The sequence below is a fragment of the Bradyrhizobium sp. WSM4874 genome, assembly GCF_055811835.1.
The window spans coordinates 1-25094 of the sequence record NZ_JBVVPR010000001.1; the positions used below are offsets into that span (position 1 = coordinate 1).

At 63.9% G+C, this 25094-nt stretch carries 26 protein-coding genes; 9 read left to right on the plus strand and 17 right to left on the minus strand.

Annotated elements, in window-relative coordinates:
• Positions 1-238 (plus strand): hypothetical protein (locus AC0L3P_RS00005; RefSeq protein ID WP_473300729.1); only part of this gene is annotated, 238 nt, incomplete at its 5' end.
• 178 nt (positions 239-416) lie between these two features.
• Here AC0L3P_RS00005 and AC0L3P_RS00010 read toward each other — a convergent pair.
• The 6 genes from AC0L3P_RS00010 to AC0L3P_RS00035 form a co-directional block, all read right to left on the minus strand.
• Positions 417-911, minus strand: coding sequence for a hypothetical protein (locus AC0L3P_RS00010; protein WP_473300730.1), 495 nt, complete (start codon positions 909-911; stop codon positions 417-419).
• Between the two features lie 177 nt (positions 912-1088).
• The gene (locus AC0L3P_RS00015) at positions 1089-1820 is read right to left on the minus strand and encodes an aspartate/glutamate racemase family protein (protein WP_473300880.1); all 732 of its coding nucleotides are present in this window, start codon (positions 1818-1820) and stop codon (positions 1089-1091) included.
• Positions 1821-1824: 4 nt separating this feature from the next.
• Complete coding sequence (locus AC0L3P_RS00020; protein WP_354208594.1) at positions 1825-2703, minus strand: ABC transporter permease; 879 nt, start codon at positions 2701-2703, stop codon at positions 1825-1827.
• Positions 2704-2706: 3 nt separating this feature from the next.
• Positions 2707-3666: an ABC transporter permease gene (locus AC0L3P_RS00025; protein WP_275174672.1), complete on the minus strand. Its 960-nt coding sequence runs from the start codon at positions 3664-3666 to the stop codon at positions 2707-2709.
• A 4-nt stretch (positions 3667-3670) separates the two neighbouring features.
• Positions 3671-4960 (minus strand): ABC transporter substrate-binding protein, encoded by a 1290-nt coding sequence (locus AC0L3P_RS00030; RefSeq protein WP_275174673.1) that lies wholly within the window; start codon positions 4958-4960, stop codon positions 3671-3673.
• A 42-nt stretch (positions 4961-5002) separates the two neighbouring features.
• Positions 5003-5989, minus strand: a complete 987-nt coding sequence (locus tag AC0L3P_RS00035; protein WP_275174674.1) for an ABC transporter ATP-binding protein — start codon at positions 5987-5989, stop codon at positions 5003-5005.
• A gap of 265 nt (positions 5990-6254) precedes the next feature.
• On the opposite strand from AC0L3P_RS00035, the gene AC0L3P_RS00040 reads away from it, so the two are divergent.
• Positions 6255-6962 carry a GntR family transcriptional regulator gene (locus AC0L3P_RS00040; protein WP_473300731.1) on the plus strand — a complete coding sequence of 236 codons (708 nt, stop codon included), beginning with the start codon at positions 6255-6257 and terminating at the stop codon, positions 6960-6962.
• A 40-nt stretch (positions 6963-7002) separates the two neighbouring features.
• Here AC0L3P_RS00040 and AC0L3P_RS00045 read toward each other — a convergent pair whose 3' ends face one another.
• Both AC0L3P_RS00045 and AC0L3P_RS00050 read right to left on the minus strand, forming a co-directional pair.
• Positions 7003-7932 carry a Bug family tripartite tricarboxylate transporter substrate binding protein gene (locus AC0L3P_RS00045; protein WP_473300732.1) on the minus strand — a complete coding sequence of 310 codons (930 nt, stop codon included), beginning with the start codon at positions 7930-7932 and terminating at the stop codon, positions 7003-7005.
• A 163-nt stretch (positions 7933-8095) separates the two neighbouring features.
• Entirely contained in the window at positions 8096-8908 is an 813-nt protein-coding gene (locus AC0L3P_RS00050; RefSeq protein ID WP_473300733.1) for a helix-turn-helix domain-containing protein, read from the minus strand.
• Positions 8909-9232: 324 nt separating this feature from the next.
• Here AC0L3P_RS00050 and AC0L3P_RS00055 point away from each other — a divergent pair, with 324 nt between their 5' ends.
• On the plus strand, positions 9233-11002 hold the full coding sequence (locus AC0L3P_RS00055; RefSeq protein ID WP_354255062.1) for a CYTH and CHAD domain-containing protein: 1770 nt from the start codon (positions 9233-9235) through the stop codon (positions 11000-11002).
• A gap of 120 nt (positions 11003-11122) precedes the next feature.
• On the opposite strand, the gene AC0L3P_RS00060 is transcribed toward AC0L3P_RS00055, so the two are convergent.
• The 6 genes from AC0L3P_RS00060 to AC0L3P_RS00085 form a co-directional block, all read right to left on the minus strand.
• Positions 11123-11749 (minus strand): transglutaminase-like cysteine peptidase, encoded by a 627-nt coding sequence (locus tag AC0L3P_RS00060; RefSeq protein WP_027518711.1) that lies wholly within the window; start codon positions 11747-11749, stop codon positions 11123-11125.
• A 331-nt stretch (positions 11750-12080) separates the two neighbouring features.
• Complete coding sequence (locus tag AC0L3P_RS00065) at positions 12081-12692, minus strand: PilZ domain-containing protein (protein WP_007602573.1); 612 nt, start codon at positions 12690-12692, stop codon at positions 12081-12083.
• Positions 12693-12760: 68 nt separating this feature from the next.
• A complete protein-coding gene (locus AC0L3P_RS00070) occupies positions 12761-13927 on the minus strand; it encodes an MFS transporter (protein ID WP_473300734.1) in 1167 nt (388 codons plus the stop codon).
• Between the two features lie 52 nt (positions 13928-13979).
• The gene (locus tag AC0L3P_RS00075; RefSeq protein ID WP_473300735.1) at positions 13980-15227 is read right to left on the minus strand and encodes an MFS transporter; all 1248 of its coding nucleotides are present in this window, start codon (positions 15225-15227) and stop codon (positions 13980-13982) included.
• Positions 15228-15442: 215 nt separating this feature from the next.
• On the minus strand, positions 15443-15874 hold the full coding sequence (locus AC0L3P_RS00080) for a P-loop nucleotide/nucleoside kinase family protein (protein ID WP_473300736.1): 432 nt from the start codon (positions 15872-15874) through the stop codon (positions 15443-15445).
• A 98-nt stretch (positions 15875-15972) separates the two neighbouring features.
• The gene (locus AC0L3P_RS00085) at positions 15973-16911 is read right to left on the minus strand and encodes an acyl-CoA desaturase (RefSeq protein ID WP_473300737.1); all 939 of its coding nucleotides are present in this window, start codon (positions 16909-16911) and stop codon (positions 15973-15975) included.
• Positions 16912-17081: 170 nt separating this feature from the next.
• Here AC0L3P_RS00085 and AC0L3P_RS00090 point away from each other — a divergent pair, with 170 nt between their 5' ends.
• From AC0L3P_RS00090 to AC0L3P_RS00105, 4 genes are all read left to right on the plus strand, one after another.
• Positions 17082-18233, plus strand: a complete 1152-nt coding sequence (locus AC0L3P_RS00090; RefSeq protein ID WP_473300738.1) for a zinc-binding dehydrogenase — start codon at positions 17082-17084, stop codon at positions 18231-18233.
• Between the two features lie 101 nt (positions 18234-18334).
• Complete coding sequence (locus AC0L3P_RS00095) at positions 18335-18775, plus strand: VOC family protein (RefSeq protein WP_473300739.1); 441 nt, start codon at positions 18335-18337, stop codon at positions 18773-18775.
• A gap of 116 nt (positions 18776-18891) precedes the next feature.
• Positions 18892-19404, plus strand: coding sequence for a hypothetical protein (locus tag AC0L3P_RS00100; protein ID WP_275174685.1), 513 nt, complete (start codon positions 18892-18894; stop codon positions 19402-19404).
• 311 nt (positions 19405-19715) lie between these two features.
• A complete protein-coding gene (locus AC0L3P_RS00105; protein ID WP_473300881.1) occupies positions 19716-21686 on the plus strand; it encodes a DEAD/DEAH box helicase in 1971 nt (656 codons plus the stop codon).
• 78 nt (positions 21687-21764) lie between these two features.
• Here AC0L3P_RS00105 and AC0L3P_RS00110 read toward each other — a convergent pair whose 3' ends face one another.
• Positions 21765-22028: a hypothetical protein gene (locus tag AC0L3P_RS00110; RefSeq protein ID WP_473300740.1), complete on the minus strand. Its 264-nt coding sequence runs from the start codon at positions 22026-22028 to the stop codon at positions 21765-21767.
• 126 nt (positions 22029-22154) lie between these two features.
• Positions 22155-22661 carry a GNAT family N-acetyltransferase gene (locus tag AC0L3P_RS00115; protein WP_354058496.1) on the minus strand — a complete coding sequence of 169 codons (507 nt, stop codon included), beginning with the start codon at positions 22659-22661 and terminating at the stop codon, positions 22155-22157.
• A 146-nt stretch (positions 22662-22807) separates the two neighbouring features.
• Here AC0L3P_RS00115 and AC0L3P_RS00120 point away from each other — a divergent pair, with 146 nt between their 5' ends.
• Positions 22808-23194 carry a COG4315 family predicted lipoprotein gene (locus tag AC0L3P_RS00120; protein WP_275168393.1) on the plus strand — a complete coding sequence of 129 codons (387 nt, stop codon included), beginning with the start codon at positions 22808-22810 and terminating at the stop codon, positions 23192-23194.
• A gap of 13 nt (positions 23195-23207) precedes the next feature.
• Here the strand turns inward: AC0L3P_RS00120 and AC0L3P_RS00125 are convergent, their stop codons facing one another.
• Positions 23208-23762 (minus strand): PAS domain-containing protein, encoded by a 555-nt coding sequence (locus AC0L3P_RS00125; RefSeq protein WP_354208608.1) that lies wholly within the window; start codon positions 23760-23762, stop codon positions 23208-23210.
• Positions 23763-24227: 465 nt separating this feature from the next.
• Here AC0L3P_RS00125 and AC0L3P_RS00130 point away from each other — a divergent pair, with 465 nt between their 5' ends.
• Positions 24228-25064: a rhomboid family intramembrane serine protease gene (locus tag AC0L3P_RS00130; protein ID WP_473300741.1), complete on the plus strand. Its 837-nt coding sequence runs from the start codon at positions 24228-24230 to the stop codon at positions 25062-25064.
• Positions 25065-25094: the final 30 nt, after the last annotated feature.

Sequence of the window (25094 nt, forward strand, 5' to 3'; positions counted from 1 at the left end):
GGGTCACGGCGGCCATTGGCGCGGCGGCGGTTTCTGGCCGGGGATCGCCATCGGGGCGGGTATTGCCGGCGCGGGTTATTACGGCGGCTCTTACGGCTACGGCCAACCATATTACGGCAATCCGTATTACTATGGTACCGGCTACGACGATGGCGGCTATGGCGGCTGCTACGTCGTGCGGAAGCGCGTCATGACGCCGTCGGGCTGGCGCATCCGCCCCGTGGATGTTTGCGAATAGGCGGCGGCGCCCGTTAAAAAACAAGGCCGTTGACGCAATATACCGTCAACGACCTTGCCAGCCCCGGACATTGAAATCGGCTCACGCCATCCGGTAACGGCGAGCATCGCTTGGAATCATACGGGCGAATGTGATCCAGTTCACAAGTCCAAAAATTTAAGGCGGCAGCGCCGGCTGCTCAGCCGCGCGAGCGCTTGCGTGCACTGGCATTGACACGATGCCGTGCAGGTTTCCTGCGGGTAACCGAGGGAGTCTCCGCCTCGGTTGCTCGGGCGCTGGCAAAGGATTGCCGCAGGCCGTCGATGGACTCGTTGAGTGTCGTGACCTGCTCGGACAGACGCTTGGTGTCGGCCTGCTGGAATGCGAGCAAGCGTTTCACACTCTGGAGCTGGTCTTGCACGACCTGGAGCTGGTCAATCGATTCCTGCTGGGTTGCCTCCAGCCCCTTGGTCTTCTCGACCAGCTGCTCGGATGCTTGTGCGGTGCGAGCCTGAAGCTGCCGCGACGCCACCACCCGGTCGGTCTCAGGGGCTGAGCCGGTGTAGGCGCGCCAGATCGCGATCGAGGTCACGCCGGCAATCAGCAGCAGGAGCGCGGCGGCGGTCAGCGCTATGGGCTGGGCGCCAAGGCGAAGGAGGGGATGGGACCGTGTGTCCTCTGCGAGATCGATCATCGCTGACAAAACCCAAATTGAAACTTGGTGAGTGGCGAAGACCGGCAACCCTGAGGCCGCCGGGGCGTCCCGAAAGCGTTACGTGTCGGCAAGGAATGGGACCAAAAAGAGGCCAAGAGCAAAAAAACCAGCAATCAGGATGCCTTAGGGCATCCGAGCGCCCGTCAGAGGCAGAGATCAGGGCTGAAACGGCGAAAACGGACCTGAATAAGTCTTCGATCGGGGCGCCGCATAGGGTCCGAGCCGGGAGGTTTTCAGTCCGAGTCGCACCAGTGATTCCGCCAAGGTCACCGCGGCGGCGACGCCGTCGATCACGGGCAGGCCGTGCGTGGCGGCGAGTTCATTGGCGAGATCGGCCATGCCGGCGCAACCGAGCACGATGACCTCCGCGCGGTCGTCGCGGATCGCGGCTGTGATTTCCGTGGAGATTTTTGCGAGCGCATCCGGGTTACGCTCCTCCAGCGCGAGCACCGGCACCTCGGCGGCGCGGACGCGGGCGCAGCGTTCGGCGAGGCCGTATTTCCGCAAATTGTGCTCGATCGGCACGACGGAGACACCGAGCGTCGTCACCACGGCAAAGCGCGCGGCGATCAGGCTGGCCATGTGGAAGCCGGCCTCGCCAATGCCGATCACGGGTGCCTTTGCCGCGGCGCGCGCGGCGTCGAGGCCGGTGTCGTCGAAGCAGGCAATGATGTGCGCGTCCGCGCCGTCGCGGTCGGCCTCGCGGATGCAGCCGAGCATGCCGGGCACCGCGAACGCCTCGTCGTAAAATCCCTCGATCGAGACCGGGCCCATCGTGGGCTGGCGCGCATCGATCACGGTATTGGACAGGGCGACGCTTCGCGCCGCAGTGGCGATCTTCACCGTCATGGTCGCAGTGGTGTTGGGATTGACGACGTGAAGCCGCATCAGATCAGACAAGCCCTTTGCCAGCGTCCGAGCCTTTGGCCGCCTGCCGCTTGTTGAGCATGTGGATGGTGCCGAGCGCAAGCGCGATCACCGTGAACGAGACGGCCGAGATCACGGTGCCGAGCGCATAGATGTCCGGGTTCGTCACGGTGGTGGTGAGGCCCTGGAGATCGAGCGGCAGCGTGTTCACCGCCCCGATCGCCTGGCTGGAACGCGCGAGTTCGTCCCAGGACAGCGTGAAGCCGAACAGTCCAATGCCGATCACAGAGGGCAGGATGATCGGCAGCACGACATGACGGAAGGCCTGCCATGGCGTTGCTCCGAGATCGCGCGCGGCTTCCTCGAGCCTGGGATCGAACCGGTTGAAGATCGCGAACATGATGAGGAGGCCGAACGGCAGCGTCCAGGTCAGATGTGCGCCGAGGCCCGAGGTGAGCAGGCCCATCGAAGTCTCGAAATTCTCGTTGATGGTGCCCTTGATCAGATCGTCGATGATGCGGAATTCAAGCGAGATGCCGAGCGAGGTGATGATCGAGGGCACGATGAGGCTCGCGATCGCCGAGTAGAACAGGATGCTTTGCGCTTTGAACTTGCGGCGAAACGCCATGCCCGCGGCGACCGAGAGCACGACGGTGACGATCATCACGATGATGCCGAGCAGCAGCGAACGACGAAAGGCCGCACCGAGATCGACGATGCCGGTGCCCTGGAACAGTTTTGCGATCCAGAAAGTCGATACACCGTTCATCGGGAAGGTGAGGCCGCCCTGCGGCCCCTGGAACGACAGCACGTAGATCGCAATCATCGGGCCGTAGAGGAACAGCGTGTAGGCCGCGAAGAAGATCGCGAGCACGTAGAAAGAGCGCGGGCGTCCTTCCTTCATGCTCTAGAGCTCCTTCTTGATGTCGACGATGCGCGACATCATGGTGATGATCAGGAAGGTGATGACGAGCAGGATCACGGCGTTGGCCGCTGCTGCCGGGAATTGCAGCGCATTCACCCGCGTCTCGATGATCTTGCCGGCGGCCGCGATCTGCTGTCCGCCCATGACGCCGATGGTGATGAAGTCGCCCATCACGATGGTGATGACGAAGATCGAGCCGATCACGATGCCGGGCTTGGCGAGCGGGATGATGACGTTGACGAGCGTTTGGAAGCCGGTCGCGCCGGCGTCATAGGCGGCCTCGATCAGCGATTTGTCGATGCGCACCATCGAGTTGAAGATCGGTACCACCATGAAGAAGGTGAAGAGGTGAACCAGCGCCAGCACCACGGAGAATTCGGAGAACAGCAGCCACTCAACGGGATGGTTGATCAGCCCCGTCTTCACCAAGCCTGAGTTGACCAGGCCATTGCGGCCGAGCAGCGGAATCCAGGCGATCATGCGAATCACGTTGGAGGTCCAGAACGGGATCGTGCAGAGTAGCGACAGTCCCATTTGCCAGGTTTTCGACTTGACGTGAAAGGCGAGGAAGTAGGCGACCCAAAAGCCGATGAAGAGTGTGATGATCCACACGAGGAAGCAGAGCTTCAGCGTCTTCAGATAAGTCTTGGCGATCGTGCAGAGATCGGGGAGCTGCGCGATGCAGCCTTCAAATGTGTCGGTGTAGCCGCGGCCCGAGAAGGCCGGCAGCAACTGGTATTCGTTGTAATCCCAGAACGAGACGATGACGACGAAGACGAGCGGGATCAGGAAGAAGGCGAGGAACACCAGCATCATCGGCCCGGCCTGAAGCCAGGAGATGAAGGAGGGTGACAGCCGCGCCGCTTTGCTGCGGCGCGCCGTCTCCGATCCCCGGACCAGGTCCGGGGATGCCTGTTGCAGGATGTCCTCCGACGTGTCCATCAGATTACGCCGCGATGAACTCGTTCCACTTGCGGACCATGTAGTCGTTCTCATCCATCACGGCGTTCCAGCACGCGACGCCACCCATGCGGTCCTCGTAGGAACCGCCGTCGCGCACGGCGCCTGCTTTTTCGAGCAGCGAGCCGTCGGGCGCCTTGATGTCCTTCTCGGCCGCCTTGCCTTCCATCCAGTAGGCCCACTCGTAAGGCTCCATATGCGCCTTCGCGGTGGAGAGCACAGCCGAGTAGTAACCCTGGCGGTTGAGATAGGCGCCGGCATAGCCGGACAGGAACCAGTTGACGAACTCATAGGCCCATTCGAGCTTCGCACCCGAGACGCCCTTGGAGACGCAGAAGCCCGAGGCCCAGGAGCGATAGCCTTCCTTGAGCGGCTGGAAGGTGCAGGCAATTCCCATTGAGCGGACCTTCGTCACCGCCGGCGACCACATCGACTGGATGACGGTCTCGCCCGAGGCCATCAGGTTGACGCTCTCGTTGAAGTCTTTCCAGAAGGCGCGGAACTGACCGGCCTTCTTGGCCTCGGTCATCACCTTCATGGTGAGATCGATCTCTTCCTTGGTCATGTTGCCCTTGTCGGCATATTTGTACTTGCCGGAGGCTTCCACGACCATCGCGGCATCCATGATGCCGATCGAGGGGATGTTGAGGATCGAGGCCTTGCCCTTGAATTCGGGATTGAGCAGCTCCGACCACGAGCTGATCGGACGCTTGATGATGTCGGGACGAATGCCGAGCGTATCGGCGTTGTAGACGGTCGGGATCAGAGTGACGAATTCGGTCGCCGACGTCGCGAATTTCTTGGAGTCCTTGCCTTCGAGATAGAGCACCTTCCAAGGCGCAGTGCCCTGGCTGCCGATCTTCTTGCCGCCAGGCGTCTGGCCCTTGGTGAAGACGGGCGTGATGTTGTCGAATTCCTTGATCTTCCTGGCGTCGAGGGCAAGGATGTTGCCTGACGGGACGATCTTCTTCAGCGAAAAATATTCGGTGTCCAGCACGTCGAAGGAATTCGGCTGGGTCATCACGCGCTTGGTGACGTCGTCGGTGGTCGCGGTGATGTATTCGATCTTGATGCCGGTGTCCTTCAGGCACTGCTTGGAGATGTCGTCGCCCTCGTTCACCGCGGTGCCGAGATAGCGCAGCACCTTCGGCTCGGCCGACATGACATAGGGAAAGCCGGTGATGGCGCCGGAGCCAGCGGCAAGGCCGGCGAGACCCGCGGTGCTCTTGAGTAGCGTGCGGCGGCTAAGGCCCTTCTTCCTGGTCGTTTCGGTCATATCAGTCACTCCTCTGTTGCGCATTCCGGTGATTGATCGGCGCTATTGCAGACGTTGCGCCTTGGCGGGATCCCAGGTGGCCAGCACGCGATCGCCCGGCCGGAACTGGTGGACGTCGAAGGCGGCCTCGGGAAGGTGGGAGAACAGGGCGGTCCCATCTTCGAGCGTGAGTGAGACGGCGATGTAGGAGCCCTGGTACTCGGTCTGGGTCAGCAGCGCCGGCGCGCCGACCGCGCCGTCGGCAATCGGCACGATGCCGAGCTGATCGGCGCGCACGGCGATGAGTTTGCCTGCGTCGCTGAGGACGTTGTGACCGCCAATGAAGCGCGCCACGAATTCGGTGCGGGGATGATGGAAGATATCGCGGGCACTTCCCTGCTGTTCGATCCTGCCCTGGTTCATCACCACGATGTGGTCGGCGAGCGCCATCGCCTCTTCCTGGCCGTGCGTGACCTGGACGAAGCTGATGCCGAGTTCGCGCTGCAGCCGCTTCAATTCGCCCCGCATCTTCACCCGCAGGAACGGATCGAGTGCCGAGAGCGGCTCGTCGAGCAACAGGATCTGCGGTTCGGTGATCAGCGCGCGGGCGAGCGCGACGCGCTGCTGCTGGCCGCCGGAGAGCTGTGCGGGAAGCCGGGCCGCGTAGGGCGTCATCGCCACCAGCTCGAGCAACTCGCCGGCGCGCTTGTGCCGCGTCGCCCGGTCGATGCCGCGCATTTTCAGGGCAAACGCCACGTTGTCGATCACGGTGAGGTGCGGAAACAGCGCATAGGACTGGAACATCATCGCCGTGCCGCGCTTGGCGGGTTCGAGATCGGTCACGTTCTGCGGACCGAGGATGATGTCGCCCTCGCTGACGGCCTCGTGGCCGGCGATCATGCGCAAGGTCGAGGTCTTGCCGCAGCCGGAGGGGCCGAGCAGGCAACAATAGGTGCCGGCCGGGATCTTCAAATTGACGGTGTCGACCGCCAGCGTCGTGTCGTAGCGCTTGCTGACGGCGACCAGTTCGAGGGCGGCGGGAGTGGCCATGGCGTGTCCGGGGCGAGGGCGATGCTGCGCCTCTCTCCGCAAGGTCCATGCCAATCGCGCTTGAATCGTTCTCGGCCGGCCGAATTCCAAAACAGTGCAGCGGATTCAGATCGTTAGATCGAATCTCATGGACGTGGGCGGCTCGTGGCCTTCGCAGTTGCGTGCACACAAAAAAGGCGCGGATTGTATAAAGTTTCGCCTGTGATTGGATACAGCTGGTCGATTAGGATTCGACGCCATCTTCGATGATCGAGTCCTCACCCCCATGGCTGCCAAGTCCCGACCGAAATCCGACGCGCCAGATGCGAGCGATCGCGTCAGCCGCATCCGGGAAGGCGTGACTGCGGCGATCCTCGAACATCGCCTGCTGCCCGGCACGAAACTCGGCGAGGACGAGATCGGCGAGATCTACGGCGCAAGCCGAACGCTGGTGCGCACCGCGCTTCAACAGCTCGCGCATGAAGGCATCGTCAACATCGAGAAGAACCGCGGCGCCTTCGTCGCGCGGCCGACGCCTGCGGACGCCCGGGAAGTGTTCGAGGCGCGCCGCCTGATCGAGCCGACGATCGTCGATCACGCCGTTGACGCGGTGTCGCCGACCTGGATCGGGCGTCTCCAGCGGCATCTTGCCGAGGAACGCGAGGCGGAGCTGCGTGGCGATGCGCGTGCTTCGGTCCGCCTCTCCGGCGACTTCCACCGACTCGTCGCCGAGATGAGTGGCCACAGCATCTATCTCGGTTTTCTCAAGGAGCTGATTGCCCGCTCCTCGCTGATCATCCTGCTCTACCGCCGGCACGACACGCCGGCCTGCGGCACCGATCATCACGCCGGCATCGTCGCCGCGATCCGCAAATGCGACAGGGAAGCCGCGCGCGCGCAGATGTTGTCGCATCTGAACGAGATCGAGGCCGAGCTGTTCCTGAAGGATCCCGCCGCCGACGAGTTGCGGCTCGCGGACGTACTCGGGGCGTGAGCGCAACGAGACGTCCGCGCCCAGTTGGGCGCGGCCGCGGCTATTGCGGCTCCAATCCGAGAGTCTTGATCGACTCGAGCCAGACCGGCCCTTCCTTTTCGTAAAGCGCAATCGAGGATGCGCGGTCCATGGCCGGCTGGTCGACGCCGAAAGCATCGAGCAGCTTCTGCACGCGCTCCGTCTTGCCGCCTTCGACCATCAGCTTGGCGAGCATGTCGATCCGGTCTGCCGGCATCGCAGCGGGCGCCACCAGCGCGGTAAAGCTGGTGAGCTGGAAGACATTGCCGGTGACCCCTTGTTCGGTAAACGTCCTGGTCTCGGGCAGCTTCTTCATGCGCACCGGTGTCGGCACCGCAATCGGGCGGCCGACGCCGGTATCGAGCACCGGAAGCGCGGCCTGATAGCTGCCGACAGCCGCCTGGATCACCCCGGCGGCCAAATCCTGCCACATCGGCGCTTCGCCGCGGTAATGCACGATGGAAATGTCGAGACCGAATTGTCGGTTGAGCTCGGCGATCGCAATGTGCGCGAACGAGCCGATCCCGTACGAGCCGGCCGTGACCTTGTTGCCACGGGCGTACGCGACGAACTCTTCGATCGTCTTTGCATTCGTGGCGGAATGGACCACCAGCGGCAGATGCCCCGAAGGCGTCACCGCGACGATCGTGAAATCCTTGTCCGGATCATAGGCCAGCGATTTCAGCAGCAGCCGGTTACCGAGCAAGGTGGACGAGATCGTGTACATCAGCGTGTAACCGTCCGCCGGAGAATCCTTCACCGACTGTGCGGCCAGCGCACCGCTGGCTCCGGTTTTGTTTTCGACAATGACCGGCTGGCCAAGCTTCTGCGAGATGTAGTCGCCATAGGCGCGGGCGAAGGCATCGGTGATGCCGCCTGCCGGTGTGGAGACGACGATCCTGATTGCCCGGGTCGGCCAGGCTTCGGCCCAAGCCGTTTCAGAAGCGGCCATCGTCAGGCATGCAATCGCGGCAGCCCAAATTCTCGCGGATCTCCGCACTTCGGCCTCCCCTTTTCCCTGTGTCATTGGGCAGCCGGCAGCCACCGCAACGAGGTGTCACACGGGCGAGGAGGAGGGTCAAGAAATCAAAATATCGTTTCACTGTGTGAAATGATCATCGCCGACCTGCAGGAGAACCCGGCGCAGCAAGCTTGGCGCCGAGCGCCTCGGCAAGTGCGGAAGCGACCTTCTTCATCGGAGGTACGAAGCGCCGGACGCCGTCCTCCAGGCCGACCGCCTCGCGCAGCATCATCACGTTCATGCTGCCGAACAGACGATTCCGCAAAATCACGGGTACGCCAATCGCCCACACCGCGCCGCCGAAGACGCGGCGGCTGTAGGTCTCGTCCATGACCGCGAAGCCGGCGCCGCGGATCGTGCGCAGCACTTTGGCGAGCCTGCCGGGGTTGCGGGCCAGATCGTTCCAGGGCTCGGGACCGAGGGCAAGCCGCGCGGCAATGCGCTCCTGCTCGGCGGGCTCGCAAAAGGCGAGGTAGGCGCGCCCCATCGAGGTGCCGAGGACAGGAAAGCGAAAACCCGGCGGCCGGCTGAACAGCAGCGATCCATCCACCCGCGTCGTGTGGGCGATGACCATGGATTCCTGGTCGAGCACCGCGATGTCTGACGGCCAGTGGATCTGCTTGCGGAATTTGTTGAGGATGGGTTCGGCGATGCCGCCAATCCAGGTCGGCTCGTCATAGCCTGCGCTGAGCAGCAGAGCCCGTCCGGTCGGCGCGTAGCTGGCCGGCTCGGTACGGCGTACCACATAGCCTTCGTGCTCCAGCGTCTCGAGCATGCGGACGATCGTTGACTTGTTCAGCCCCGTCGCTTTGTGCAGCGAGCCGACGGTCGACTGCCGTTCCTGGTTGATCACCCGCAGGACTTCCAGGCCCCTGGACAACGCGATGACGGGACGGAACGACGTCATGGCAGCTCCTTATGATTGCGTGTGCCGCTGGCCATGAAGCAACCGCCGGAGAGACAGGGCAGCGCGTTCGACGCCAACGCCTTCACCGATTGCGGGAAGGCTGGAATGAGTCAAGCTCGCTGACGTGTTCATCTCGGTTTCGAGAAGGGCGGGATCCGCGGTCAAACCGATCGCTTGCTGCGCCGGCGGCAATTTAGTTCCTGTGGTCAAGCCGCTCGCAGCCTCGTGTGGACGGTCGGGCGCTGCGGCGTCACGTGACTAGTCCTCGCGAGCCGCACCAGCTATAGGAGGACGCTTCGTCATCGAACTGTCATGAACCTGTAAATGCTGAAGTCAGACGCAACGCCGGTTCGCAAGTTTCCGAGCGCGCGGGATGGGAATCCTGTTGCGAAGGACAACAAGAGAACGCAAGTCATCGCCGGCTTTTTGAGGCAGCGTGAACCCGCCGAGCTCGTCGCGGAACCTGTGATCGTCGAGGGCGCTGTGATTGATCAGACGCCATCGCAGGACGCGGAACCGGCAACGGAACCACTCCCGTCGAGCGGCGCCGCGCCTGCCGCCGGCGAGATCGAACTCAAGCTTCTCGTCGATGCCGATCGCATGGCGCATTTCAATGCCGCCCCCGTCATCGCGGCGAACGCGCGCAACAAGGGCACGCGCAAACATCTCAAGTCCGTCTATTACGACACGCCGGAGCGGACGTTACGTCGCAACGGCTTGAGCTTGCGCGTTCGTCGGAGCGGTGCGCGCTTCGTGCAAACCGTGAAGACCGATGTGGTGGACGATCCGCTCCGCCGCGGTGAGTGGGAGGCGAGCGTACCTTCGCTTGCGCCCGATCTCGCTTTGGCAATGTCTTTCATTCCGGAGAAGCTTCGCGGCCACCTGGAAGCGCAGCCGCTCGAAGCCGTCTTCACCGCCGATGTCCATCGCCATGCGCGGTTGATCGACCTGCCGTCAGGCACGGTCGAGATCGCCTTCGACCGGGGCGAGTTGACGGCCGGCGATCGTTCACTGCCGGTGAGCGAGATCGAGTTGGAACTCAAGAGCGGCAGCGGCAGCACGATCTACGAGATCGCGTTGCGGCTTGCAGAGCACGGCCTCGTGAAGCCCTCCATCCGCTCCAAATCGGCACGCGGCTTCGACCTCGCCGCCGACAGGCCGCCCGCCGCGCGACGTCCGCGAAAACTTCGTCTCGATCCGTCAGTGACACTGGACGAGGCGTTCGCGACCATCCTGCGCTCCTGCTTCCTCCATCTGCTTCAGTCGCTGCCGGCGGCCGAAGACGGTCGCAATCCGGAAGGCGTGCATCAACTTCGCGTCTCGCTGCGCCGGCTTCGATCGGCGCTGGACCTGATGCGGTCGGTCGGCGCGCTCAGCAATCTCGATGCGCTGCGGTCGGAAGCCAGGTGGCTGGCGCAAGACCTCTCCGCCGCGCGCGACTGGGACGTGTTCCGGATCGAGACCTTGCCGACGATCGCAAAGGCCTGTCCGTCGGTCGCGGGCTTCGATGCGTTGGGCCGGGCCGCGGCCGGGCGTCAGTCCGACGCCTATCGCAAGGCGCATGACGCGCTCGAAGATCGCCGCTGCGCCATATTCCTGCTCGGCCTCGGCAGCTGGATCGAGACGCGGGGCTGGCGCAACGACGTCGCCGCTGAGGATCTCGGCCAACTCGCCGAACCCGCCGTCAATTTCGCGCAGCGCATTCTGTCGGAGCAATATGCGAAGGTGCTCAGGCGCGGCCGCCGCTTCAAGTCGCTTTCCGCCGAAGGTCTGCACCGCGTGCGGCTGGCGACCAAGCGGCTGCGCTATCTCAGCGAGTTTCTGCTGCCGCTGTTCGTGGACCGCAAATTCGCGCGAAAATTCTCGCGCAGGCTCGCCGGTTTGCAGGAGCAGCTCGGCGCCTTCAACGACATGGCGGTGACTGCATCATTGCTGGACCGGCTTGGTGCCGAGCCCGAGGGTGCCATCGCTGCGGCGGCGATCGCCGGCTGGCAGGCGCGGGCGTCGATCGGAGTGCAGCCTGCCTTGCAAAGCACGTGGCGCGATTTCACCGCCGCGCGCGTGCCCTGGTCGCGGCAGACGCCGCAGGACTGAGCGAAGTACATCCTTGAAAAGTTGCGGCCAGCCATTGGGGGATGGCTGGCCGCGCGCGAACCGGTCTGGGACGGGGAGGGGTGGGGATGTGACCGGGTCGCGTATCTCTTTCGTTTGTCTCTACTGATCTCTCGCGCTGGCGGTGGAGACCGCCGGCTTGGTGTCGCCGAGCGAGACCCAGACGTTGGGATCGCTCTGCGACTGGCGCTTGACGAAGCGATAGCCGGTCTCCGTCCAGGCAACGACGTTCTCGTTCTGATTGTCGAGAACGAACTCGCCCTTGTCGGTCTTCACCGTCAGCACCGCGTGTCCTTCGCCCTTCTTGTCACGCACGACGGTGATGAGCAGGGCCTCGCGCGGCCATCCGGCATCGATCAGCATCTTGCGCTTCAACAGCACGTAGTCTTCACAGTCGCCGTAACCGTCGGACGGCAGCGACCACTTTTCGATCACGCCCCAGTGCTCCTGGTCGGTCAAAGGCTTGACGGTCTCGTTGACCCAGCGATTGACCTTGACGAGGTCGCGCCATGCAGCCTGCGACATCACGATGTCGCGCGCTTGCGTCGGTGCGCCCTGGCACTGAGCGGCATTATCCGCACAGAACTCGACCCAGCCGATCGGCGCACGCGTGGTGTCGCCGAGGCTTGCGTAGAGCAGACGGCCTTCGCCGGCCTGCGCTGCCGCGCTCATTCCGAAGAGCATGGCGGCCAGCGCCATTCCCTTCCCCTGTCCCCTGAAATCAAACATTGCGGCCCCCGTTTCTTGTTGGGACCACATTGCGCAGGGAGCTTTTGAGTTGCCGCTAAGTCAGCCAAGTCAAGTCGAGACGAATGCAAGTAAAACACGCGGCAAATTCGATCTATACTTGAGTCAAACTTGAATAAAATTCGATATGACTGCAATTGATTCAAATTTTATCGATTAACGCGGAAACGTTGGCGGAACCGTTGTTTGCACGCACCCGCAGCCTCCGCGTTAACCCGCGCGAGGCCGGTCACGACCCATGAAAAAGGCGGCGTCCGCATCGCGGAGGCCGCCTTCAGGGCTGGAAATGCAGTGGTTTTGGTGCCTTCGCGCTTTACCGCGCGGTAACGCTCTCTTCGAGAGTTTCAATTGGCTGCGAATGCATGAACTCGAGCGCGAAGCCGTCTTCGAGGTTTCGGACCACGCGACCCTGCACCCGGCCGAGCAGAACCGTCGATTTCAGCGGGGGGCGGTTCTCGGCGGCGATGGCCGCGCCCGACAGCGAGAGGTCGATGATGCGGCAGGTCATCTTGGTGCCGTCCTCGAGCGTCAGCACCGCGATCGGGTTGCGCGGCACGATACGATCGTGGCGGCGGTCTTCCGGCAAATTGAGGATGTCGCGGTTGGCGAGCCAGGTCAGCTGTGCCGCGAGCTTGTCGCGCTTTCGCGGCGTGGCGCCGACCGTCATGGCGAAGCCATTGTCGATGATGCGGGTGATCTTGCCCTCGACGCGGCCGATATGGTCGAGATAGGCGACCACGCGGTCGCCGACATTGCCGATGCCGGGGGCCAGCAGCGCCAGCCCGCCCGGCGACATGTTGATCACCTGGCAGGGAAATTCACGGCGGTCCGGCAGCATGTAGCGGCCGAGCAGGTGAACCTTCACCCGCTGGAAACGCCGACGTTCCTCGGCGGCCGGAAGGAATTTTTTGTGCGCCAACGCCATTTTCACAACCCGACCCCCCGCCTGGCGGAGTCCGGGACGACCCTAAGGTGCACAGGGTTAATGCCCCGTTAGGATCGGGCGCGGCGATGACGAACAGCCACAATGCGTTCGAAAAGCCACATCAGTGGCGGGCAGGCCAGCACCGTCAGCGCGCCGAGGTCGAGCGCGACCGCGGCAGTGCCGGCCGATTTGGCGAGCCGGCCCGCCACCGCCGGCCCCAGCATCATCGCGGCATAGAAGAGAGTGTAGAACACGCCCATCCCGATCGCCCTGGTTTCCGGCACGAGCACGCGGGCGGTCAGGCTCATGATCGGCCCGGCCGGATGGCCGCCGATCAGGCCGATCAGGACCAGGATCGTGATCACGGCGTCGGACCGGGTCAGCCAGGCCAACAGCCCGGCCACCACCAGGCTGGCCGCGATCGCCAGCATGAAGGGGCGTTTGAAACGATCGGCGAGATAGCCGCCCGCCGGCACCGAGATCACCGACAGCCACATCACGAGACTGATCGCCGATCCCGCCGCGGCAATGCTCCAGCCGCGCTCGGCGAGCAGCGAGGGGCCGAACGAGAAGATCATGGCGAAGCCGACATTATAGAGGCCCCAGATCGCACCCGCGACGATCACCGCCAGAAGCGCGAGCGGATCAAGCCGCCCGGAGCCGGCCGCGCTGGCGCTTGCTCCGGGCGGCGATTGGTAGAATGTGATCAGCACAATGCCGATCGCGGTCAGCGCGCCCGCCACGAGGAACACGGCGCCCGCGCCATAAGCGGTGCCGATTGCCGGCAGCACCAGCAGCGAGATCGCAACGCCTGCCGGCCAGGAGTTGACGAAGATCGCCATCGCGGTGGCGATCTCCTTCCCCGCAAACCAGTCGGTGCCCATCTTGGTGAGTTGCACGGTCAGCAGCACGCCGCCGGCGCCGGAGGCGAGCCGGCCCGCCATCTGCCAGCCCCAGACGTCGGTGGTGGCCATGACGAGGCTGCCCGCCGTCATCAGCAGCAGCGCCACGATCGTGGTGGGCTTGTCGCCGAGGGTGCGGCCGATCGCGCCGCCCGGCAGCGCCAGCACGATGCCCGGTGTGAAATAGAGTCCGATCAGGATGCCGATATCGGCGAGCCCGACGCCGAAGCTCTGCTGCAGCAGCGGCGCGACCGCGGCCACGCTCTGGAACTGGAACGCGATGGTGAGGCGAACGACGAACAGGATCGCAAGTATGCCCCAGCGATTGCGCAACGCTTCATCTCCCCAAACCCTGTATCAAGCGTGCGGTGGGGAGACGCCGGAGTCAACCGGCCGTCTTCCTCGTCGCGCGCCCATAGAGAAGACATAGCAGCGCCAGCAGCACCGCGGCCGAGAGCCCGAGCGACCAGTGAATGCCGATCGCCGCACCGAACAGTCCGACGGTGATGCCGCTGAAGGCCCGCATGCCGAGCCCGGCCATGTTGTAGAGGCCGACGACGCGGCCGCGAATGTCGGACGGCGCGTTCAACTGCACCAGCGCCTGCGCCATGGTGTTGAACGACAGCTCGAAGAAGCCTGCAAAGAACAACAGCACGATCGCGACCGGGTAGATCCGCACCGAGGCGAAGCCGAGCAGCGCCACGCTCCACAGCATCGCGAGCATGATCGCGGTGCGCGGCGTGCCCTTGAGCCGTCCCCAGGATTCCAGCGCGATGCCGGCGAGCAGCGCGCCGGCAGCATCAGCCGCGAGCAGCACGCTATAGGAGATTCCAGGATCGCCGTGGCCGAGATCGCCGGCAAAGCCCGGCATCTGGGCGTGATAGGCATTGCCGATCATGAAGGAGGTGAGGCCGGCAAGCCACGTCATCGCCGTCAGCACCGGCTGCGTGCCGATGGCGCGGATGGTCAGCATGATGTCGGCAAGGCCGCGCACCGCGAAGCGCCGCACGGCCACGCTGCTGTCGCGCACCGGCGCCCAGAACAGCCACAGCAGCATCGGCAGATAAAACAGCGTGTTGAAGATGATGCCATGCGAGGTGCCGAGCGTGAGCATGATGATGCCGCCGACGGCAGGTCCGACCAGAATGCCGAGATAGCGCGCCATCGCATTCAGCCGCACCGCGCTCGGAAGATCGGCGGGGCCGACGAGATCATAGAGCAGCAGCTGGTTCGGCGTCTGCCACAACACGCCGGCGCAGCCATGGATCACCAGCAGCAGCATGGCGTGCCACATCTCGATCGTATCGGTGATGAAGAAGAAGCCCCATCCAGCCGAGGCAACGATGAACAGCAACATGCCGCACTGGATGATGCGGCGCGGATCGACCCGATCGGCCAGTCCGCCAACCGCGACCGAGAACAGCAGGAACGGCAGCCAGTGCGACAGCACCGCAAAGCCCGCCAGCGCAGGCGAATGGAATTTCTGGAACACCACCCAATAGCTGATCACGTGCTCGATATTGTCGGCCATCATCGCCAGCACGTAAGCGATGAACTGCAGGCGGTACGGCACCGACTTCATCGCCGCGAACGAGCCGGAAGCGACCACGGGATTTTGGGGGAGGGGGTTCAAGAGGGCACCTGATTGCGACTTTCGCGCCGTGCCTACACGTTCAACTGCAAGTGCTCAAGACAGTGGGGTGTGCCTGGAGGTCAGCCATGCATCGCTGCCACACACTCCACCGTGATCGACAACCGCTTTGCGGTTGCGCCGGGATGACGGTTGTGAGTGGCGAGCGCTGTAGCCCGGATGAGCGCAGCGATATCCGGGTCTCTCGTTCGAGCGCCCTAACCGATCTTGCCGCGAACATAGGCTTGCGCCTGCTCGACGAGATCATTGAGCGAGCCATCGGCAGTATCGAGGACAAGATGCTCTCGATCCCACGGCTCATAGTGCCGATTCACTATTTCGTCCCAGCTGGGCAGTTCAGGACCGTTGATGTCGGAGCGTCGGCCTTCCGCTCGCCGCCGGTGAACAGCCAAGTCACCGCAGACCAATTCGATCTCGACGAGATGTGCCGAGTTATGCAAAGCGGTCTCTCGCCAACCGTCGCGGCTTGCCTGCACGGGATTCACGCAGTCCACAATAACGGCGCCGCCGAGTCTAAGGCTTTCAGCCGCGAGTGCTTTGCCAATTGTGTAGCCCAACGCATCGACGGCGAGGTCTGCATTCCGCAAAGTTTGTTCAATGGCGTCGATCCCGAAGATAAGTCGCCGCAAGCCGCATCGCCAGCTCGCGGGAGACCGTCGTCTTTCCCGTGCCCGGAAGCCCACCAAACACGATCAAGACCGGTGGTAGAAAGCTCGTCGCCTGGTAGTCACGCAGCATCGGCTGCTCCCTCGCGCAGCTCCGCCTCCGTCAGCCGCCGCAAGCCGGGCCGCTCTGGCAGATTGTGCGGCGTCCTGACATTCCAGACGAGCCCGACAGCCTCAAACGACCGGATCAACCACCAGCCTGGATCGATCTGTCCGGGCAGCAGCCCCATTTTCGCGGAACCGGGATAGGCATGATGGTTGTTGTGCCAGTTCTCCCCCATACTGATCAGCGCTGCAAGGCGGACATTGTAACCTTGGACGGCGACGCCATCGATGATCCAGACCTGATTGCCATTGGTATGGGAAAAGTGGCCGACCAGCCAGTGTCCGGTCACGCAGACGCTGACTCGCACACAAATGCCCCAGACCAGCCATTCGGGTCCGCCGATCGCAAGGAAGAGCACGGCCCATGGCAATTGTTGCAACATCCATGTGCGCTCAACGAAGGCGTAGAACCGATCATTGGCGAGCCGCGGCTCAAGCGTGAAGCCGGGTGGATGGCGCAACACCAGCCGGCAATGCAATTGCCACCACGCGTCCCGCAAGAAGCCGGCACGATGGCAGGAATAGTCATGGCATTCGGGCTGGCGTTGTGCCCAGTCGCGGAAGTCGTGCAGCCCGATCATGCCGAACGGACCGGCCATGCCGACAAGCGTGCCGAGATAGACCAGGATATATTCGAGCCAGAGCGGACAGTCAAAGCTCGCATGGATCAGCTTGCGATGCATTCCGACGGAATGTCCGCAGCAGAGCGTGATGGCGCTGGCTGCGATGAAGAGGCCGAACGCCGACCATGAGAAGCAGACGGGTCCAAGTACGACCGCAGCCGTGGTCATGCCCGTCAGCCAGAGCGATTTTCCCGGCGCCCATCGCACAACACCGTCGAGTGGATTGGTATCGGATGTGACGATAATTCGTTCGGAGCCGGGTTGTACGTCCATGGTCTGATCCCGACCTGAGTTCGAAGCAGCTTGGCCTCGGCGTGCGCAGCCTGCGGACACAACCGCGGGGTGTCAACGCTCGCCTTGGTATTTCCAACGTCGCACGGCTGACATAGGCTGATGGCAGCCCGCATCGCCAATCATAAAGCGCGGATCTCGAGGAAACAGCCATGGACCAAATCCGCGTCTGCACTCACGCAGGGCCGGGCAGCGACCCCGTCATCCGCACCGTGCCGTGGCCGAAGGTTGGCAAAAAGGCCGCGCTGATCAAGGTCGGCGCGTGCGGTGTCTGCGGCACGGACCTGCACATCCTGAAAGGACATTGGCCGAAGCCGCTGCCGTGGCCATTCACGCTCGGCCATGAGATCGGCGGAATCATCGTCGAATGCGGTGACGAATTCACCGAGGACTTTATGAGCAAGTCGCTCAAGGTCGGCTCGAAGGTGATGATCCCGCCGCTGATGCCCTGCGGCCGCTGCTATTACTGCATCCATTATCCCCTGACCGCCAACAAATGCCTGACGCCGGTCTATTACGGCCGCTATCTCGGCTTCGACAAAGCGCCTCACATGTGGGGCGGCTGGGCCGAATATGTCTATGTCGATCTCGATATGCTGCCGGGCACCAAGATCTACAAATTGCCTGACGACATGTCGCTGCGGCTGGGTGCGCTGTCGGAGCCGCTGACCTCCTGCATCCGCGCCTTCAATCGCGCCAGCCGTGCAGGCGGTTTTTCCTGGGGCGACACGGTGGTGATCCAGGGCTCGGGCCCGATCGGCATTCTCGCGGTCGCCGCCGCGCAGGAGATGGGGGCCGGGCGCGTGATCTGCGTCGGTGCGCCGGAGGAGCCGCGGCTCAAGCTCGCGCGCGAGTTCGGCGCGGAGGCGACGGTGAACATCGACGAACTGAAGTCACCGCAAGACCGCATCGCCCGCGTGCGCGAGATCGTCGGCGGCTTCGGCGCCGATCTGGTGATGGATTGCTCGGGCCACCCCTCAGCCGGCCCCGAAGGCATCGAGATGCTGCGCGACGGCGGCACCTATGTCGAGATGGGCCAGTTCACCGACGCCGGCTCGATCGAGACCTCCTGGCACCGCATCTGCACCAAGGATCTCAACGTGCTGGGCTCCTGGGGTTTCATCGGCAACGATCTGCCGCTCGGCGTCGAGATGCTCCATCGCACGGCGGACAAATATCCCTGGCTGAAAATGCAGACGATCTATCCGTTCACGGAAGACGGCGTCGCACAGGCGGTCAGGGATGCGATGGCGATGAAGACGGTGAAGTCGACCATCGTGCCATGGCCGGAATTGGTGGAATGAGAAACTGGTAGCCCGGATGGAGCGCAGCGCAATCCGGGATTCTCGCCTGTGGCTCCCCGCATTCCGCTGCGCTCCATGCGGGCTACGAGTCGGAGCTTGGAATGAAGGACGGCATGACAAACGAACAAACAACCGAACCAACCCATCGCACCCGCTCGCCCTTCCGCGCCATCCGTGCGATCGATTACACTGTCGTCTTCGTGCGCGACATGGCGGCGATGCGGCGGTTCTACGAGGAGGTTCTCGCGTTTCCGCTGCTGCGGGAGCTGTCCCCGAACTGGATCGAGTACGGCTTGGGCAGCAATACTCTGGCGCTGGCGAAGCCGGGCCGAACCGCGGGCGATGCGCCGATGCCGCACGGCAGCGCCTCGCTGCAACTGGCTTTCAGGTTGTCCGCGGTCGAAGTCGATGCGTGTGCCGACGAACTCGCACGCCACGGCGTGGCGCTGCTCTCACCGCCGACAAACCAGTCGTTCGGGCATCGGACGCTGTTCTTCCGCGATCCCGACGGCAATCTCTCGGAGGTCTATGCGGAGATCTGAAACGCGGGAGCGGCGGGCCTGCGCACGAAAAGTTCCCTCGAAAATCCGCGCGTTATTCACGCCGGGGGTGAAACTTAGGCCCGGGTTGCGGCTTTCAGTTCACGGGAGAGTTCATCGTGAAGCGGATCCTGAAACCCGTCACTTACATCCTGGCCGCCATCTACTTCCTGGTGGATGCGGTCTTCATGGCCGTGGCGAGGCCGATCTCGCGCTGGATCGGGCGGCATCTCCAATTGAAGCGATTGCGCGGCTGGATCAGATCGCTGTCGCCTTATTGCTCGCTCGCCTTGTTTTCCGTACCCGTGATCATCCTGGAGCCGGTCAAGCCCGTCGCGGCCTATCTCGCGGCGACCGGCCAGGTCGTGAGCGGGGCGGTGACTTTCATCGTCGGCGAGCTGCTCAAGCTCGTGCTGGTCGAGCGCCTGTTTCAGCTCACGCGTGACAAGCTGATGCGGATTCCGGCTTTTGCCTGGGTCTATGGCAAGTTCACAGACGTCAAGGCATGGCTGCAGGCAACCGAAGCCTGGCGTGCCGTTCGCGCCCTAGGCCGCGCGGCGAAGGACGCCGTTGCGCGGGCCAGAGCCAGGCTGGTCGGCGGATTCGGCAGGCTGGTGACCTCCAGGGATTAGGGCCTGCGCGTGGCTCCTCCCTGCGAGCTTGCGAACTGGGCGGTGGCTTTGATGCCAGATCCCGCTATATGCAGCAAAACGGCCCGAAAACGCTGGATGTAGTGGGTCGAGCTGACCGGTAAGCTTGTTCTCGGCATCACCAAAGCCATGCGTCATAGGCATGGTGATTTGCCCGCACTTGGCGTAAAGAGCGTCCAAATCAAATCACCACGCGTGCGGTCGAATCATTTGCCGCCTACGCAGCTTCAGGTCGCGCGGCTCGACGTTCCGCGCCTGGACCAACCAAGGTTTATCCCGTGTCTTTTCCGACCATGAGTCCGCCGCTCGCCCGAGCTTTGGCCGAGCGCAACTACGATCGTCCGACCCCCGTTCAGCTCGCCGTGCTCACGGACGAGGCCGCTGACCGCGACCTGCTGGTTTCGGCCCAGACCGGCTCCGGCAAGACGCTGGCTTATGGGTTGGCCATGGCCAAGGACCTGTTGGGCGACGCTGAGCGGTTCGAGCGGGCGGGTGCACCGCTTGCCCTGATCGTGGCGCCGACCCGCGAGCTTGCCCTGCAGGTCCATCGCGAGCTGGCGTGGCTGTACGAGCATGCGAGCGGGCGCGTCGTCTCCTGCGTCGGCGGCATGGATCCCAGGCGCGAGCAGCGCGAGCTTGCGGCCGGCGCTCACATCGTCGTGGGCACGCCTGGCCGGTTGTGCGATCATTTGCGCCGCGGCCGTCTCGACATCTCGGAATTGAAGGTGGTCGTTCTCGACGAGGCCGACGAGATGCTCAATCTCGGCTTTCGCGAGGACATGGAGTTCATCCTCAAGACCACGCCGGACACGCGCCGCACCCTGATGTTCTCGGCGACGTTCCCGCGCGGCATCGTCGCGCTCGCCAAGCAGTACCAGCAGCGGGCGTTCCGGATCGAGGTTGCAGGCGACGAAGGCGGTCACGCCGACATCGAGTACCGCGCCATCCGGATCGCGCCCGGCGATGCCGAGCACGCCGTCGTCAACGTGCTGCGCTTCTACGAGGCGCCGAGCGCGCTTGTATTCTGCAGCACGCGCGATGGCGTCCGGCATTTGCAGGCGGCGCTGCTGGAGCGCGGCTTCTCCGTGGTCGCCCTGTCAGGTGAATTGACGCAGAACGAGCGAACCACGGCGCTGCAGTCGCTGCGGGACGGGCGCTCGCGCGTCTGCGTGGCGACCGACGTCGCCGCCCGCGGCATCGATCTGCCGAGCCTCGATCTCGTCATTCATGCCGACCTGCCCAACGACGCCGAGGTCATGCAGCATCGCTCGGGCCGCACCGGCCGCGCGGGCCGCAAGGGGACCAGCGTCATGCTGGTGCCGCCCGTGCGGCGGCGGCGTGCGGAAATGCTGCTGAACGTCTCGGGAATCGATGCGGTCTGGGGGACGGCGCCGCAGCCGGATGAGATCCGCAAGCTCGATCATGAGCGCATGAAGGACGTGCTGTTCACGGAGGAGACCACCGCGGACGATCTGGCGCTGGCGCAGGCGCTCTTGGCCGAGCGGTCGGCCGAGGAGATCGCCGCGTCACTCGCACGGCTCTATCGCGCGCGGCTGCCGTCGCCCGAAGACATCCTCGATCCCGGCGAGCGAGCTGGCCGGCCGCGCGACGATCGCGGTCGCAACGATACGCGCACGCCGCGCGACGATTTTCGTACGCCGCGCGACGCTTCGCGTGGCGACGATCGGCCCGAAAGGGTTCGACCCAAATCGGGAAAATCGTCGTCGAAACATGGCATGGCGGATGGCAGCGTCTGGTTCCGGGCCAACATCGGACGGAAAAAGAATGCGGAAGCGCGCTGGCTGTTGCCGATGATCTGTCGCCGAGGCGGCATCGACAAGGGCGATATCGGCGCGATCAAGATCATGGACACCACGACCGAGTTCGAAATTTCCGAGCGGGTCGCGGAATCCTTCGCCGTGAAGATCAAGCGTCCGGACAAGGAAGACAATATCCGCCTCGAGCCGATGACGGATGCGCCGCAGCGGCAGGCGCCTTCGGAAGAGCGGTCCCACGCGCCGCGGCGCGACAGCCGCGACAACGGTCATCTTGAACGTCGCGACGATCGCCCGCGCGACAAGAGCGAATTCAAGCCACGTGGCAAGCCGCACGGCGAGCGCCCTGCGAAATTCGACGACGCTCCGGCGTTCGCGAAGAAAAAGAAGCATAAGACCAAGCCGGGCCATTCCGAACCTTCGGTCACGCCGTGGTCTGAAAAGGGCGCGCCGAGCAAGAAGCCGAAGAAGAAAAAGCATCGCGGTTGAGGGGGGGCGCTGTTCGGCAGGGACAGCAATGATGCCGCCGGATTGCACCGGCGACATCATCTGAAAAGTCAGATGGGCTCAGCGGCCACCGCCGCCGGCATCACGCATCGACGAGCTGTAGCGGGGATCGGTCTGCTTCATGTAGGTGGGCGAGGTGTCGTGAGTGACGCTGACGCGGCTTCTGCCGCTCGGCGTTGGCTGCTCGATCGCGATGCCGCAGCCCTCGAAGAAAGCGGAATCGCAGCCATAGGTCCGGAATTGCGCCGCGTTGGCGCTGGTTGCGCTGAACGCGGCCGTCGTCGCCAATGCAAGCAAAGCAACTTTCGACAATGTGAGTTTCATGGAAATTCTCCAGTCTCGTTTCGGCGAGACCAGATCGGCCCGCACAGTTCTTCGACGAGAGCTGATCGAACCCGGTTCGAGGGAATAGCTTCACGCCAGCGTGAACTGCGCCGGGGAGCAGGGACGTTACGTCGCAGCGAGATCGCGCAGCATGTAGGTTGCGTTGTCGCCGTAGGACGCGAGCTTTGCCCGCAGCTCCGCATCCGCCGTGACCGGCCGAAAGCCGAGGCGCTGCCACAGTGGCCGCGTGGCGTAGACCGACACCAGTGCGAGAGTCGCAATGCCGGAGGCGCGCGCCAGCGCTTCGATATCGGCAACATAGTCGCGCGCAACGCCGCCGCGAAAGCCGGGCAGCACGGCGACGTCGTGCAAATAGAGGCAATCCGCATCGCCAGGCAGTTGTTCGAGGAAGCCGTCGAGCGGCGGAATCCGGTGCTGCATCCACGGATGCGCGAGACCGTAGCCGACGATCCCGTCGTCCGCGACAAGCACGCGGCAGCCATCGGGATAGAGCCGTATCTTTTCCGCGAACACCTCAAGGCTTTCAGGCAGATCGGGATGGATCCGCGCTGCGATCTTGCTGATCGCCGGCAGATCGGAGGCGCGCGCGAGACGCCAATGCGGCGTGCTCATGTCGGTCCGTCGTTCCGTTTCCATCATCCCAGTTTATTCCGATGCGCCGATGCGTGCAGCGAAAAATATCTTTGCCGACATCTCAGGAATACGGCGTCTCGCGCGGCGTCCTACCCATGCAAGCCCATTGCATGACAGGAGATACCATGACGTCCTCGATCCGCCTCGCGCTCACGCTCGCAATATCGCTCGCGATGGTTCCCGCTGCTTTCGCGGCGCCGCCGACCAAGACTGGCAAGACCGACAAGGGTAATGTGCTCACCGACGCCAAGGGCATGTCGCTCTATACTTTCGACAAGGATGCGGACGGCAAATCGGCCTGCAATGGTCCGTGCGCGACCAACTGGCCGGTGCTGAAGGCCGAGGCGAGCGATGCCGCCGCCGACGGCTACACCGTGATCACGCGCGACGACGGCTCGAAGCAATGGGCCTACAAGGGCAAGCCGCTCTACACCTTCGCCAAGGACACCAAGCCCGGCGACGTCACCGGCGACGGCTTTCTGAACGGCGCGTGGCATCTGGCGATGCCGTGAGCGGGGTGCACTGCTAGCGCAGCCCCTCATAGACCATCAACCCGCGTGCGATCTGCAGCTTGCGGATCGCGCGCGGCAGCAGTTTTTCCGGCTGGTGCAGATAGCGCCAGGAGGTGAGGGCGAACGGACCAAGCGCGCCGCATTCGTCGTCGAACGGCGCGAGCACGCCTGTCACGCTGACCGGTGTATGCGGGCGGGCGTTGAACGGCAGGAGCAGCAGCTCGAGATACGCCTTGCTGCCGTCCTCGCGCGCGGCGGTGACGCCGGCGATTGCGCCGAGGCTCTCGTCGGCGACGATGGTCGTGATCTCCTCGATGTCGCGGCGGCTGGCTTCGTTGAACAGTGCCGCAAAGCTCGAATCCTTGAGGTCGCACCCTGCGAGCGCGCAGACGCGCGTGCCGGCGACGCGGAACGGGAAGCCGAGATTGGGCTCGCAGGACAGCACGAAGATGTCACCGAGCAGGCCGCGCACGGCGGCCGGATCGATATCCGCCCGGTCTGGCGCCCGCGCAGTGCCGCGCTTCTCGTCCCAATATGCGAAGAACTCGCGGCTCGACGGATGTTTCATGACTGAACGCTTACCCCGGGGCGCAACCTCGCGGGACAAACCTGTCCCGCTTCAGTGCAGCCGCGATCCCTGTGTTGTTGTGCAGGAGGGGCTTTGCAGCGTCCATGCCGCAGCGGCGTTTTCGGCGCCTCTGGCGCTGCCTTTGCGTCGTTAACGTTAAATTAACTATGCGCTTTCCGTGCGCCGCCCCGCTGCTATGGTGACCGCGGTCGCAAGCCTCGCCGCTTTTCTCCAGGTTCTCGGCGAGGCCTGTACACAGGCGTCAAACAGTTTGGTCACCGGCCGCGGGGAGGGGTGGGGATACTCCCGTCTCTCTGGGTACCGGAAGTCCGACACGGATAGGCAGGGCTTTCCCAGGGCCCTGCCTTTTCCTTTTGTGCACTTGCGCAGGGCGGGCAAAGACGACTATCTCCAAGGCCTGTCGTTAGGACTGTCGCTCCGATCGCGCCTGAAAGCGAAGCTGCCTTGGATTCCCCGCCAAATTCTCCGCCGCAAGGTCCTCCGTCGCAAGATGCTTCGCTGGGGGTGCCGGCCGTCGTTGAGGAGGCTCCGCGCGAGCCGATCCTGACGCTGCCCTTGGCGCTGACCGCCTATATCCTCCTGCTCGCGGTGATCCATCTGCGGGTGCTGCTGCCGCCGGAGCTCGAGAACTGGACCATCGACGTCTTCGGCTTCATCCCCAAGCGCTACGATTCCTCGCTACTCAATCTGGAGATTCCCGGCGGTGCCGGCGCCAAGGTCTGGACCTTCGTCACCTATTCGCTGCTGCACGCCAATCTCACCCATCTCGGCTTCAACGTGCTGTGGCTGTTGCCGTTCGGCAGCGCGCTGGCGCGGCGCTTTGGCCCGATCAGGTTCTTCCTGTTCCTCGCGGTGACGGCGGCGGCCGGCGCGCTCGCCCATCTCGTGACCCATGAGCACGCGGTGGCGCCGATGATCGGCGCCTCGGCGTCGGTATCTGGCGCGATGGCAGCGGCGATCCGCTTCGCCTTCGTTCGCGGCAGCTTCCTGTCGTTCAGCCGATCGGATGCCGATACCGCCGCAAGAGTTCCGGCGCTGCCGCTGTCGCGCGCGTTGCGCGACGGGCGAGTGCTCGGCTTCCTCGCGGTTTGGTTTGGCGTCAACATCGTCTTTGGCGTCGGCGCGATCGGCGTCGATAGCGAGACCACGAGCGTTGCCTGGCAGGCGCATATCGGCGGCTTCCTTGCCGGCCTCTTGCTGTTCACGCTGTTCGATCCCGTGCCGCGCGTGCGAAGCGATGCTGCGGATGCGTCATCACAGGACATTTCAGACCGTATTTGAAGCGGCGCTTGCGGCGCCGCCCGAATTCAT